This is a genomic window from Streptomyces capparidis (assembly GCF_054782095.1).
The window spans coordinates 86513-98744 of the sequence record NZ_BAAGTD010000001.1 but is presented as its reverse complement, the minus strand read 5'-3'; the positions used below and the strand labels follow the sequence as shown (position 1 = coordinate 98744).

Genomic DNA, 12232 nt, shown 5'->3' with positions numbered 1-12232 from the left:
GTACGAACACACGCGCGAAAATCGGTGGACGACCACGACCCGCCGGGGCCGGTGTCGCGCCCCACTGCTGCGCCCGCGCCCGCTCGCCCGGTAGGCTTTCCGTGTGATCTTCAAGCGCATCGGCAACGGGCGGCCGTACCCCGACCACGGCCGGGAGAGCACCCGCCAGTGGGCGGATGTTGCCCCACGCCCGGTCCGCCTTGACCAGCTCGTCACGACCAAGCAGCAGCTCGACCTGGAGACGCTGCTCGCGGAGGACTCCACCTTCTACGGCGACCTGTTCGCCCATGTCGTGAAATGGCAGGGAGATCTGTACCTGGAGGACGGCCTACACCGCGCGGTGCGCGCCGCCCTGCAACAGCGTCAGGTGCTGCACGCGCGCGTTCTCGAGCTCGACTGACGGACGCGGCCCGACGGGGGTGTGAGAGCGTGGCCGCTGCTCCGTACGGCCGAGGGCGCCCCCAGGGCCCCACCTCGCGCCCCCGGGCCGGGGATCGGGACGAACTCCCAGGTCCGGCCCCGGTCGGAGCCCGCGCGGCCGCACCGCGCCGCCCGTCGGGGTGGTGGGTGGGGCGACGCGCGGGGGAATGTGTGGGAGAAAGGTCGTACACCGGGTCACGCACCACCCACCCACGCCGCTGCCCGACTGCGGGGAAGGGGGCGAACCGCCGATGAGCATGCTCACACCTCCCGGCATGGGCGGGAAGTACCGGATCACGGGAGACGCCTACCCCAGGATGCGCCGCCGCCGGGGCCGCCGCGCCGTCACGGGGACCGCGGCGCTCCTCGCCCTCGGCGTCCTCGGCTGGGGCACCGTCGAGCTGGTGGACGTCTTCCGCGGCGGCACCGCGGCGAACGCGGCCGAGCACCGCTGCGACCCCGCGCGCCGGCCCGCCGCCGCTCCCCCGCCGAAGCCGCTGCCCGAGGCCCGCGCGGTCACCGTGAACGTCTTCAACGCCACCACCCGCTCCGGCCTGGCCAAGCAGACCGCGGACGAGCTGAAGCGGCGCGGCTTCACCGTCCGGGAGGTCGGGAACGCGCCGGAGGCCCTGGACAAGAAGGTCCGCGAGAGCGCGCTGCTGCTGGGCGGCTCCCGCTCCGGGCCCGCCCTCGACCTGCTGGGCACGCACCTCGCCGGGGAGGGCAGGCGCACCGACGGGCGCGGGGACGGCTCGGTGGACCTGGTGATCGGTGACGCCTACAAGGGGCTGGCCACCGCCCAGGACGCCGGCCGGGCCCTGGCCGCGCTCACCCGTCCCGCCGCGCCGGCGAGCCCGTCGAAGGCGGCCGGGGCCGTGGGCGCGAAGCCGGTCGGGAGCAGGTCGGCCGGGGACTGCCGGTAGCCCGCGGCGGCACCACCGGCACCCCCGGCGCCCGTCGTGGCGGGGTCAGCCCGCGGTGCCGTACAGCCGGTCGCCCGCGTCGCCGAGGCCGGGGACGATGTACGCGTCCTCGTTCAGCCGCTCGTCCACCGCGGCGGTCACCACGGTCACCGGCAGCCCGGACAGCTCGCGCTCCATCGTCGCCACGCCCTCCGGCGCGGCCAGCAGGCACAGCGCGGTCACGTCGTCGGCGCCGCGGTCGATGAGCAGCTTAATCGCGGCCACCAGGGTGCCGCCGGTGGCCAGCATCGGGTCGAGCACGTACACCTGGCGGCCGGAGAGGTCGCTCGGCATCCGGGTGGCGTAGGTCTCCGCCGTGAGCGTCTCCTCGTTGCGGACCATGCCGAGGAAGCCGACCTCCGCGGTGGGCAGCAGCCGCACCATGCCGTCGAGCATGCCGAGGCCCGCGCGCAGGATCGGCACCACCAGGGGCCTGGGGTGCGAAAGGCGCACGCCGGTGGTGGGGGCGACGGGGGTGACGATGTCCACCGCCTCGGTGCGCACGTCCCGCGTGGCCTCGTAGGCGAGCAGGGTGACCAGTTCGTCGGCCAGACGCCGGAACGTCGGCGAGTCGGTGCGCCGGTCTCGCAGCGTGGTGAGCTTGTGGGCGACCAAGGGGTGGTCGACGACATGGATCCGCATGAGGTCAGACCCTAACCTCTCCGGCGCCGCCGCCCGTCCGTCGCCCCACCCGCCACCCCATGGGCGGACCCGGTCCGCGGGCGGCCAGGGCGTGGTGGGCCATCTCCGTGAAATGTGCCCCCGAACCCGGGGGCGGGCCTCCCCGCGGACGCCGCCCCGGCGCCCCTGGCATCACCAGGGCCCCACAGGGAAAGTGTGCAGATACGAAAAGGCGGCCCACCCACCGCGTCAGAGGTGTTGCCGATGCCCGACGACAGCCGGCCCCGGCCGGACGACAAACGCTCCAAGGCCGAGCAGGAGGCCGACCGGCGCCGGCGGCGCGCCCTCTTCCTGCGCGAACTCAACGAGGCTCGCGAGCTGCGCGCGCGGGTCCAGCCGCGGCGCGTCAGGGCCGCCCGGATGCGCCAGGCACTGCGGATGCGCACTTTCCGCTGGTGATCACAGTGAGTAACATCTCGAAAAGAGCGCACGCCACGCAGCACCGAAGACCCCTCACGAAGCGCCGGTTTCTGTCACGATGCCGATGGGACGGGTACGCAGGTGCTGCTGCGGCAACCGTTCGGACCCGGCACTACCGAGACCAGTGGGAGAGTCACGGTGTACTTCGCCGCACTGCTCGCGCGCACCGAGGACGGGTGGGAAGCGAGCGAGACTGAGCTCGACGACGTCGAGACGCTCACCGACCTGACGGAACTGGCGCGTGAGGCATCGACCGACGAGGAGACCGTCCTGGTCCTCATCGAGCAGGAGGACGCATGGTTCGCCGTCGTCCGCGTGGACGGCGAGGAGGACCCCAGGATCTACGTGTCCGACGCCGCCGCCGCGTCACGCAGCTCCTACGGTGAGATCCTGCTGACCGACGAGATGCTCGGCCGCGATCCAGCCGACCTTGACGACCTGGTGGACCTGGACGGGACCGAGGACGGGGAGGACGAGGACGACGGCCCGGTGGACACCCCGGTCCCGGCGGGGCCGCTCGGGGAGAGCGAGATCCTGGCGGACTTCGGGGTCTCCGAGAAGGAACTGCTCTCGATGAGCACCGAGGACCTGTCCGGGGACGCGCTGTCCACCGTCGCCGAGGCGCTGGGCTGCGGCGAGGTGCTGGAGGCCGTGCGCTGATCCCCTCCCCCAGGGTGGAGACTGGTGCCATGCGACGGCACCGTCGAGACCCGGTACGCGATCCCTGGGTCCCGTCCATGCGCCTGGCTCTGGCCGAGGCCGCGCTCGCGCCCCCCACCGGTGACGTGCCGGTGGGGTGTGTCGTGCTGGACGCGGGCGGGTCGGTGATCGGCCGCGGGCACAACGAGCGCGAGGCGGCCGGCGACCCGACGGCGCACGCGGAGGTCCAGGCGATCCGCGAGGCGGCGGCGGCCGTCGGCGAGTGGCGCCTGACCGGGTGCACCCTGGTGGTCACGCTGGAGCCGTGCACGATGTGCGCCGGCGCGATCGTGCTCTCCCGGCTCGACCGGGTGGTCTTCGGGGCGTACGACGACAAGGCCGGTGCGGTCGGTTCGCTGTGGGACGTGGTCCGGGACCGGCGGCTCAACCACCGGCCCGAGGTGGTGCCCGAGGTGCTGGCCGGTGAGTGCGGCGCCGTGCTGACGGCCTTCTTCGACGGGCACCGGGCGGGCGTCGGCGCCCAAACGGATTTCTGACCGGCGCGGGTGTCCGCTAAGCTTCCTCTCGGTAGCGTGTCCGAGCGGCCTAAGGAGCACGCCTCGAAAGCGTGTGAGGGGGCAACTCCTCCGTGGGTTCAAATCCCACCGCTACCGCTCTCACGTGCACGAATGCGGGACCTGTCTCGGTCGAGACAGGTCCCGCTTCGCTGTTGGTCTCAGTTCTGGTCTCAGTTGGCCCTTCCGGGCCCCTCTCCACCCTCTTCCGGCGCCTCGCTCCCCCCATCCGCGGGCTTCCACAGCAACCCGTCCACGCGGTGCGCGATGTCCTTCCGGACCGGTTCGACCAGATGCTGATAGCGAGCGGCCATGGCCGTGGTGGACCAACCCATGGTCCCCATGACGGCCCGCTCGGTCACTCCGAGGATCAGCAGCACCGTAGCGGCGGTGTGACGAGCGTCATGGAGCCGACCGTCCCGAACCCCGGCCGCGTCCAGCAGGCGCTTCCACTCGGAGTAGTCCGTCCGGGGGTTGATCGCACGCCCCTGCTCGTCGGCGAACACCCACCCTTCGTCGTGCCAGAGCTGCCGAGCGTCGGCTCGGGCCTTCTCCTGCTCCTTCTGGTGGGCAGCCAAGAGGCTGATCAGTTGCGGGGGCAGTCCGACCGACCGCTTCCCGGCGCGCGACTTGGTGTCCTTCGTAGCCTGCCGGATCGGCTTCCGCTCCGGGCAGTAGCCCGCCTTCTTGCCGCACGTCTCGCCACAGCCGTGGGCGTACTTGGGGCGCAATCGGCTACGCCGCACACGCAGGACTCCGGCCGCCAAGTCCACGTCGCTCCACTTCAGCCCCAACGCCTCCCCCTGCCGGAGTCCCAGCGCCAGCGCGACGGCCCACCGCGAGCCGTTGGGCCGCCTCCCCGCTTCCAGCAGCAGCCGCTGCACCTCTTCGACGGTGTAGGGCTCCACCTCCTCCACTGTCACCTGGGGCGCTTTGGCGATGGTGGCGGGGTTCTCCGTGATGTGCTTGCGGCGGACCGCTTCGTTCAGGGCCACGCGGACGGTCCGGTGGGCCTGGTGGGCGGTGGCGGGCTTGCTGCCGTTCTCCTGCATGCGCCGGTAGAAGCGTTCCAGGTGCTCCGGCTCCAGCTTGTTGAGCCGGTGGGCGCCCAGTCCGGGGATCAGGTGGTGGTACACGGCGACGCGGTACCCGGCGATCGTGTTGACCCCCACGGCGGGGGCGGCGATGTTCTCCACCCAGTGCGTGAGCCACGCCTTGACCGTCCATGACTTGCTGCCCGCCTTGCGGACCTTGCCGTTGTCGCGCTCGTTCTCCAGTGCCCGGACGGCTTTCACGATCTCGGGGCGGGTCTTGCGGGAGACGTGGGGCCGGTCCGGGGTGCCGTCGTCCTTGACGCCGACGGTCACCCGGCCGTGCCACCGGCCGTCTTTGCCGAAGTAGATGGACGATGCGCCGTTCGGCTGACGGGTGCGCTTCTTGCCCTCGTTCTCTGCCAAGGTGCCGTGACTCCTTACGCGGCGGCCGGGGCGCCGGTCGTGGCGATCATGCGGGTGGTGATGTACTCGTTCAGGGCTTCTTCGGGGATGCGCCGGAGGCGGCCGATGGTGATGGAGCGGACGGCGCCGGTGCGGACCAGGGCGTACATCCGCGTCCGGCCGATGCCGAGCCGCTTCGCGGCCTGCTCAACGGTGAGTGCGAGGGGCTGCTCGCCGGGGGCCGGACGCTCCGGTTCGGGGCTGCTCGCAGTGAGCCGAAGTTGAGCGCTGAGGCGGCGGGCCGCCTCTTCCACGATCGACGCGAGCAGGGCCGGAGGGATCTCGAAGAGCTGCGGGTTGGACACGCTGACTCCTTGTCCCGTTCTCTCTTCCGGGAGTTCCGCCACGTCCGCCACGCCGCCACACCGCAGGTCAGAGCCTTGGATGTGTGGCGGATGGCGGATGCGTGGCGGATAGGCACCGCCACGCCCGTGGGCGCGGCGGCGGGGGTGGACTGGTCTGGCTACCGGGCGACGGTGAGCCGTGTGGCGTCTTCCGCGGACGTGTGGCGGATGCCGGTGGCGGTATCCGCCACGGATGCACCCCCGCTGACCTGCGGTGTGGCGGACGTGGCGGACGTGGCGGATTCCTCCGGGACGGGAGGGCAGTACCGAGTCCACGCGTCCGTGAGGTCTTCGGCGTAGTACCCCTTCGGGAAGCCGGAGGGGGTACGGATGCCGCGCGGCTTGATGGGCTTGTTCGCCGGGGTGACGTACTGCCCGAGCAGGCGGGCCAGGGTCCGGGAGTTGATGGGCTTGTCGTCCAGGTCGCCCCACGGGCCGTCGTCCAAGCGCAGCAGGCATTCGAGGATGACGGCGGTGGGCATCCGGTCGGCGCCGCAAAACACTTTGTCCCGCAGGTCCGTGAGGAGCCGCACCCCAAGGGACGCCTCGTCGTTGTCGTGCGCGGCGCTGATCAGTTCCAGGCACGCGGCGCGGGCCCGCTCCGGCCACGCGCCGCCGGCCGCGTCCGCCACGGCGAGCAGGGGCTCCCACACGTCCGCCGGGCGGTCGGTGACCCCCTCGGGCATCTGAGGCCAGGCGTTCGCGACCTGGTCGCGGACGGTGTCGGCCCACTTGGCGATGCGCTCACGTAGGGCGTGCCCCTGCTTCTCGTGGATGCGCTGCCGGTAGGGCTCGACCTTCTCGTTCGGCGCGCGCTTGCGCATCCGGATGATCACGGAACGGGTCAGAACGGTGTCGGGCAGCGACCCGAGACCGGCCATCGCCACGGCGCAGTAGGAGCCGAAGACCTGCGCGTTCTGGTTCGATCCCTCCCCGACGCACCGCAGGGCACCGCCGATGCGCCGGTACCCGGCGTTCAGGAACCCCCGCAACGCCTCGTCGGCGCCGGCCTTGGGACCGAAGATGGTGTCCACCTCGTCGAACAGCACGGTGGGCAGTCCCCCGGCGGAGTCCACCAGCCGGTACAGGGCGTTCGCCGACGCCGACACGGTGCTGACCGGACGGGGGGTGAGCAGTTCTACGATCTCCAGCGCCCGCGACTTGCCGCTGCCCGGTTCCGGGGACAGGAACGCGATGCGGGGCGTGGTCTCGAAGCAGTCGATCAGGTGGGCGTGCGCGTCCCACAGGGTGACGGCCACGTACGCGGCTTCGGTGGGGAAGACGTTGAAGCGGCGGTGGAACGCCTCCACCTCGTCCAGCAGCGCGGCGCCCGCGTCGGGGGTCTGCTCGTGGCTGGTCATGCGGCGGTCCTTTCGGTGCGATGGCGCAAGGAGCAGGCGGCGCGGTGATCCTCGTGGGCTTCGATCAGTTCCAGGACGCGGGCGTGGCCGGTGGCGCGCACGAGGCGTCCGCAGGCGCACCACGAGACGGCGGACGGTGCGCGGCCCGAGGGAGGGGCGGTGATCCGCAGCCACGCTACCGGGGCGCGCCGGTCCGGCGGGGCGCCGAAGGGAAGGACAGAGCGGACGGCCTGACGGCCGGCGACCTTCGGGCCGCGGCCGCCGGGCGGGGGACCGGCAACGTCGGCGGGGGCCAGTCGGCGGGTGGCCGGGAGGCTCTTAAGGCAGGGAGGGGCGGACCTGGTCATGCCACCCCCCTGCCGGGGTTGTGGGCGATGGACCAGTTCAGGGCGCTGGTGATGGCTGGGCCGCACTCGCGAGACGAGAGACCGGCCGCCTCCCCCGCCTCCTTAAGAGCCTGCTCCACCACGGCGCGGGGCAGGTCGCCGGACGCGACGAACCGCCCCAGGGCCCGCGCGGCACGCACAAGCGTCCGGTTCCGCGTTCCCTCCACGGCCCGTGCCACGTTCGCGGTCTCGTTGCGCAGGGCGGCGGCCACGTACCCGGGCACGTTCCGCAGCGCCGGGGCAGGCGCGGGGGCGTTGGGCCGGGGGGCGGGGAGCAGGGCGTCCAGCAGCCACTGGGGCAGCGGCGCGACGCGGGAGCCGTAGGCGGTGTACTCGCCTGCGTCGGTGTAGCTGCCGGGGGCGACGACGTACCCGCCCCACGCCCGGGTGTCGATCAGGGGCGCGAGCCGTCCCGCGGTGTTGGTGAGGCGGATGCCGGGCGGGGCGGTGAAGTACAGGTGCCATCCTCCCGACGCGGTCCGGACGCGGAAGGTCGTGGGGACCGGCTGCCCGGCGCGCTCGCAGAGCGCCTTGAAGTTCGCCACGCCGGTAGGCGTGTCCGCCTTGCTCTTCCCGCTCTTGGGCATGTCGAGGTCCACCACGACCAGGTTGCTGGGGCCAGTGGCGATGCCGACGTTCCACGCGGCGCCGCCCGCCCACCAGGATTCGATGCGGTCGGCGTCGTCGGTGGCCTGCTGCTCCCACGGCGCGTGTCCGCGGGCGCAGGGGCCGGTGCCGGGGCAGCGGCCTGCCCCGTGCAGGGCGGGCCGCTTGCTGTAGGGCCGCAGGGGGAAGACGTGCCAGCCGCGGCCGGCCGCGTCCAGCGCGGCCAGGAACCACTCGTTGGCGTCGTCGTACAGCTCGGTCATGCCGCCACCTCCCAAGCCTGCTGCCGGTGGGAGGTGAGGAAGGCGCGGCCGATCCATTCGGTGTAGGCCGGGGGGATGGCCTCGGTCAGTTCCTCGCGCACGTCGGTCCAGTCGATGCCCATGGCGGCCTGCATCTCGGGCACCGACGCCTTGCCGCCGCCGTTGCCGTACGCGGCCACGTAGGGGCCGTCGCGGTAGACGCCGTGGCGCCATCCGCGCACGGGCCCGCGGTGCCGCGGGTGGGCCGGTTGCGCCACGCTCCAGCCTCCCAGTTCGAACCAGCGGTGCCGCAGCACGCCGAGGGAGAACTGTTCGCCGCACAGGCGCAGATCGTGCCGGACCGGGGCGCGGCCGGCGGGCTGCTCCAGCACGTACGGCACCCCGGAGGCGTTCAGCAGGATGCGCAGGGCGGGGATGAGCTGGACGTGGTCCCTGCCCCACCCCATCGCGGCGTTCGTGCCGATGGTGAGCGTGCACCCGGCCTGACAGGGCGGGGAGGCGTGGATCAGGGAGTACGCGCGGATGCGGCCGGTGGCGATCAGGCCGGACAGGTGGGTCAGGGCGTCGCCGCGGTGGAAGGTGAAGGGGTAGTTCGGGCGGTCGGCGATGTCCACGCCGTCCACCTCGAACCCCGCACGGGCGTAGCCGACCGACGCGGCACCGGCGCAGCAGCACAGATCCAGCACGCGGCGCCCGCAGGGTCGCGTGCTGGGGACGGGTTGGGTCATGCTGGAGACCTCCAAGGTCTGTAGAGGGCCGGAGAACCGGGGCGGTCGCGATCTTTGGCGAGATGGGGCGACCGCCCCGGGTGTGTTTCAGCGGCGCCGCCGGTGGCGTCGGGCCTGTTCGGCGCGCGCCCGCGCCGCTCTGTGAGCGGCGGCGTAGCGGAGGTTCCGCGCCTGCTGGGGAAGGGCTTCGACTTCCGCGAGTGCGGCGCGGATGTCGTCGGCGTCCGCGGCGGGGCGGCCGGTGTGCTGCTCGTAGTCGTGCAGCAGGGCGTTCACCAGGGTGGCGAGGCGGGTGAGGTAGGGGTCGCGCAAGGGCTCCCGCTCGAAGGGGGTCCAGTCGGCGCGCAGCACCTCACCGCTCACGGTCACCCCGGGCCCGTCGCTGCGGTCCCATTGGCGCGTGTCGGGGTCCTGGGTGATCGGCAGGAGGTACGCCGCCTCCGGGTCCGCCTGCCATCGCTCGACCTCGTAGTGGCTGCCGTCCGGCGCCTTCCAGAGGAAGGCGGGAATGAAGAACCGATCACTACGGGGGTCGGTACGGGGGTCGTCAGCCATGCGGTTCCTTCGCTCGGTGGGCCGGGGCTGTCCCGGCTCCCCACCCCCGCCCTGACCCGAGGGGGCCGGGGCGGGGAGGGGCAGTCGTCAGCCGCCGTCCGCGCAGGGCACGCAGGTGCCGAGACTGGTGGGAATGACGTAGCCGCGGTCCCGTCCGCACTGCGGGCAGGTGCGGCGCGCCCGCATCGCGGCGTCCAGCGCCCGCCACCGGCCCGCGGTCATCGGGCGGACGGGCAGGGCGCGGGCGGTGTCGTACAGGTAGGCCACGCGCTTGCCGCGGCGCCAGATGATCTGTGCGACGGGGTCGTGTCCGCCGGGGCGAAGTCCCGCGGCCCGGAGTTGGCGGCGGGTGGCGAGTCCGTTCGGGGCGAGGCGGTAGGGGTAGGTCGGGAAGGCTGTCACGGTGTCGTCCTGCCTGTCGTGTCGCCTGTCGTCTTCCTGTCGCCTGTCACCTGTCGTGTCGCCTGTCTGTCGCCTGTCGCCTCGCAGGTGGAAGGGGGGTTCCGAGCCTTTGGAGGCGCGGGAACCCCCCTTCGGGAAAGCGGGGATGACAGGCGACAGGGGGCGGTCGTCAGCCCTCGGTGGGGGGCTGCTGGTGGTGCCGGTGGTGGACGTAGCGGGTCTTGCTGCCGGTGCCGGTCTTGACCACTTCGCCCGTCTCCACCCATGCCTTGAGCCATCCGTGGATGGTCTGTCGGGTGGTGCCGAACTCCGGTCGCAGGTGCCGTTCGAGGGCGGACGCGCCGGTGCCCTCGGGTCCGGCGGCGAGGATGAGCCGCAGGGCGGCTTCCTGCGCCGCGGGGGTGGCGGGCTCGGGCGCGGTGGCGCGTTCGCGGGCGGTGGTCCACGTGGACGGGTCGGCCCGGTCGAACCCCTCCGGCTCGTCGTCCCGGTCGTCGTCGCCGGTCCCCTGTCCGGGCTCGGGGGCGGCGGGGAGTGCCCAGAGCGCTTCGAGGTCGTCCACGGCCGGGGTCGGGTCGGCGGGCCGGGGCGGGCGGGGGGTGTCCCATCCGGCGGTGGCCTTCCACTCCCGGGTGCCGCCGGCGGCGGTCTCGCTCGTGCTGCTGCCGCTGGTGGCGGTGGCCTGTGCGGGTGCGGTCTCGCGCCACAGGTGGCCGCAGCGCTCCCACGTCCAGCGGTCGGCGTAGTCGGGCCCGGCCGCCTCCAGGCTCGGGCCGTCCAGGGCGGGGCGGCGGGCGGCGGTGGTCGCGCTCACCTGCTCGATGATCGAGGGGCGCATGCGCCAGTGCCGGGCGGGGGCGGGGGCCTTGCCGTCGGTGCCCAGCAGCAGCGAGCCGGGCCCGTCGAAGGACTCTTCAGCGGACAGGGCCCGCCAGCCGAAGAAGTGCCCCAGTTCGGCGTCCTCGGTGGCTCCGGTGCAGACCCGGTTCGAGGCCATCTTGCGGACCATGGGGTCGGGCAGGACGTCGGAGGTGACGCGCAGGGCGGAGACGACGGCGCGCAGGGCCATGGCGCGGGCGATGCGGATCACCTCGGAGACGCCCTGCATCACGGCGCGGGTCTCGCGGGTGGCCACCTCCGCGGTCTCGTCCACGATGATGACGATTTCGGGCAGGGCCGGGCCCACGGGCAGCTTGTCGTCGTCCTCGGAGCGCATGGCGTCCTGGTAGGTGGCCTTGCGGGCCTTGGCGATGCGCACCGCCGCGGCGCACATCCGCTTCGCTTCGGGCAGGGTGGAGGCGACCCAGTCCACGCCGGGGGCGGGGATGTCGGTGTCCGCCCACCGGGAGCCGTCCCGGTGGGTCTGGGCGTCGCGCCAGGCGTTGAGCCACGGCAGCGCGAGGGAGCCGCCGTTGAGGTCGATCACCCACACCAACGTGTCGTTGCAGGCGAGCAGGCGGGCGATGAGGCTGTGGAGCCAGTTGGTCTTGCCGCTCCCGGTGGGCCCGGCCACGATCGTGGACGCCTGCCGCAGGTCCAGTTCGGCCCGGCCGCCCTCGGGCAGCAGCGCGACCGGCACCGGGTTGTTCACGGTGTCCACGGCGGTCACCTCGTGGACGGGGAACGGCTCCTCGGTGCCGGCCCACGACTTGGTCTTGACCAGGATCAGCACGCGGCGGCGGGTGGCCCCGTCCAGGACCTGTACGCCGCATCCGGCGGGCAGGTCCAGGTCGGAGGCGAGCGCGTCTGCGTGGGGCGCCACCTGCTTGATGGTCTTGCCGCCGGGCAGCTCCACTTCGACGGTGTAGCCGTACCCGGACGGCCACGACTCGATGGCCGGCACCCCCGCGCCCGCCACGCCGCAGATGCGCTCCAGACGCTCGATCCACTCCTGAGCCTGCGCCCGCCGCTGCCCCAGCGACATCAGAGTCAGCCTGCGCGCCTGCTCGGTTTCCTCGTGTCCGGCCACCCCGGCGGACAGGGTCCCCCCGGCGATCCCGGCGACCGCGAGCGCGGCCAGTGAACCGGGGCTGACGGGGTCCCCGCCGGCCAGGGCCCACGAGGACCAGGTCCCGGCCATCAGCCACGCCCCGCCCCGGAACGCCAACCCGGCCCGCGAGACGGCCTTGCGCAGTCCGGCGCCGATGCTGCCCGCCGCGCCGACGGCCCCGGCCGCCAGCGCCCACCACGCCGGAGTTCCGGCGGCGTCGGCGATGGCGGTTGCCACCAGCGTGCCAGCGGTGGCGTTCAGGGTGCCGGTGAGCGGCCCGTGGGGAGCGTGCCAGTCCACCCGCAGCCGGGGGGCGTCGTCCTTGTCCTTGCCCATGCGATGCGATCCCTTCCTCATGGAAGCCGCCCCCCGCAGACGGCGGGGGGCGGCGTGGTGTGCGGGGG

General features: G+C 73.2%; 14 protein-coding genes and 1 tRNA gene. 6 read left to right on the top strand and 9 right to left on the bottom strand.

The annotated features are described in order from the left end of the window. Window positions 1-103: 103 nt before the first annotated feature. Together ACYVO2_RS00490 and ACYVO2_RS00485 are read left to right on the top strand one after the other, a co-directional pair. Window positions 104-400, top strand: a complete 297-nt coding sequence (locus ACYVO2_RS00490; protein WP_004943146.1) for a type II toxin-antitoxin system VapB family antitoxin — start codon at window positions 104-106, stop codon at window positions 398-400. A 271-nt stretch (window positions 401-671) separates the two neighbouring features. Beyond that, window positions 672-1343, top strand: coding sequence for a LytR C-terminal domain-containing protein (locus ACYVO2_RS00485; RefSeq protein WP_461005470.1), 672 nt, complete (start codon window positions 672-674; stop codon window positions 1341-1343). Between the two features lie 45 nt (window positions 1344-1388). Here the strand turns inward: ACYVO2_RS00485 and upp are convergent, their stop codons facing one another. After that, entirely contained in the window at window positions 1389-2024 is a 636-nt protein-coding gene (upp, locus tag ACYVO2_RS00480; RefSeq protein WP_461005469.1) for a uracil phosphoribosyltransferase, read from the bottom strand. Window positions 2025-2267: 243 nt separating this feature from the next. Between upp and ACYVO2_RS00475 the strand changes: the two genes are divergently transcribed. The 4 genes from ACYVO2_RS00475 (at window position 2268) to ACYVO2_RS00460 (ending at window position 3796) form a co-directional block, all read left to right on the top strand. After that, window positions 2268-2462, top strand: a complete 195-nt coding sequence (locus ACYVO2_RS00475; RefSeq protein WP_461005468.1) for a hypothetical protein — start codon at window positions 2268-2270, stop codon at window positions 2460-2462. A 159-nt stretch (window positions 2463-2621) separates the two neighbouring features. Next, entirely contained in the window at window positions 2622-3143 is a 522-nt protein-coding gene (locus ACYVO2_RS00470) for a tRNA adenosine deaminase-associated protein (RefSeq protein WP_461005467.1), read from the top strand. 29 nt (window positions 3144-3172) lie between these two features. Then, a complete protein-coding gene (locus ACYVO2_RS00465; RefSeq protein ID WP_461005466.1) occupies window positions 3173-3679 on the top strand; it encodes a nucleoside deaminase in 507 nt (168 codons plus the stop codon). Between the two features lie 30 nt (window positions 3680-3709). After that, window positions 3710-3796, top strand: a tRNA-Ser gene (locus tag ACYVO2_RS00460). A 74-nt stretch (window positions 3797-3870) separates the two neighbouring features. Here ACYVO2_RS00460 and ACYVO2_RS00455 read toward each other — a convergent pair. From ACYVO2_RS00455 to ACYVO2_RS00420, 8 genes are all read right to left on the bottom strand, one after another. After that, a complete protein-coding gene (locus ACYVO2_RS00455; RefSeq protein ID WP_461005465.1) occupies window positions 3871-5154 on the bottom strand; it encodes a tyrosine-type recombinase/integrase in 1284 nt (427 codons plus the stop codon). Between the two features lie 14 nt (window positions 5155-5168). Next, a complete protein-coding gene (locus tag ACYVO2_RS00450; protein WP_461005464.1) occupies window positions 5169-5498 on the bottom strand; it encodes a helix-turn-helix domain-containing protein in 330 nt (109 codons plus the stop codon). 158 nt (window positions 5499-5656) lie between these two features. Continuing rightward, complete coding sequence (locus ACYVO2_RS00445) at window positions 5657-6898, bottom strand: DUF3631 domain-containing protein (protein ID WP_461005463.1); 1242 nt, start codon at window positions 6896-6898, stop codon at window positions 5657-5659. A gap of 343 nt (window positions 6899-7241) precedes the next feature. Next, the gene (locus ACYVO2_RS00440) at window positions 7242-8153 is read right to left on the bottom strand and encodes a bifunctional DNA primase/polymerase (protein ID WP_461005462.1); all 912 of its coding nucleotides are present in this window, start codon (window positions 8151-8153) and stop codon (window positions 7242-7244) included. After that, the gene (locus ACYVO2_RS00435) at window positions 8150-8881 is read right to left on the bottom strand and encodes a class I SAM-dependent methyltransferase (RefSeq protein WP_461005461.1); all 732 of its coding nucleotides are present in this window, start codon (window positions 8879-8881) and stop codon (window positions 8150-8152) included. Before ACYVO2_RS00435 ends, ACYVO2_RS00440 begins: the two co-directional genes overlap by 4 nt. An 87-nt stretch (window positions 8882-8968) precedes the next feature. After that, a complete protein-coding gene (locus tag ACYVO2_RS00430; RefSeq protein WP_461005460.1) occupies window positions 8969-9436 on the bottom strand; it encodes a hypothetical protein in 468 nt (155 codons plus the stop codon). 87 nt (window positions 9437-9523) lie between these two features. Further along, entirely contained in the window at window positions 9524-9838 is a 315-nt protein-coding gene (locus tag ACYVO2_RS00425; RefSeq protein WP_461005459.1) for an RRQRL motif-containing zinc-binding protein, read from the bottom strand. Between the two features lie 169 nt (window positions 9839-10007). Next, window positions 10008-12164 (bottom strand): hypothetical protein, encoded by a 2157-nt coding sequence (locus ACYVO2_RS00420; protein ID WP_461005458.1) that lies wholly within the window; start codon window positions 12162-12164, stop codon window positions 10008-10010. Between the last annotated feature and the right edge of the window lie 68 nt (window positions 12165-12232).

Bases quoted from the DNA above. Each gene is read 5' to 3' on its own strand.
- ACYVO2_RS00485 (WP_461005470.1), top strand. From the start codon at position 672: ATGAGCATGCTCACACCTCCCGGCATGGGCGGGAAGTACCGGATCACG.
- upp (WP_461005469.1), bottom strand. From the start codon at position 2,024: ATGCGGATCCATGTCGTCGACCACCCCTTGGTCGCCCACAAGCTCACC.
- ACYVO2_RS00475 (WP_461005468.1), top strand. From the start codon at position 2,268: ATGCCCGACGACAGCCGGCCCCGGCCGGACGACAAACGCTCCAAGGCC.
- ACYVO2_RS00465 (WP_461005466.1), top strand. From the start codon at position 3,173: ATGCGACGGCACCGTCGAGACCCGGTACGCGATCCCTGGGTCCCGTCC.
- ACYVO2_RS00445 (WP_461005463.1), bottom strand. From the start codon at position 6,898: ATGACCAGCCACGAGCAGACCCCCGACGCGGGCGCCGCGCTGCTGGAC.
- ACYVO2_RS00440 (WP_461005462.1), bottom strand. From the start codon at position 8,153: ATGACCGAGCTGTACGACGACGCCAACGAGTGGTTCCTGGCCGCGCTG.
- ACYVO2_RS00435 (WP_461005461.1), bottom strand. From the start codon at position 8,881: ATGACCCAACCCGTCCCCAGCACGCGACCCTGCGGGCGCCGCGTGCTG.
- ACYVO2_RS00430 (WP_461005460.1), bottom strand. From the start codon at position 9,436: ATGGCTGACGACCCCCGTACCGACCCCCGTAGTGATCGGTTCTTCATT.
- ACYVO2_RS00420 (WP_461005458.1), bottom strand. From the start codon at position 12,164: ATGGGCAAGGACAAGGACGACGCCCCCCGGCTGCGGGTGGACTGGCAC.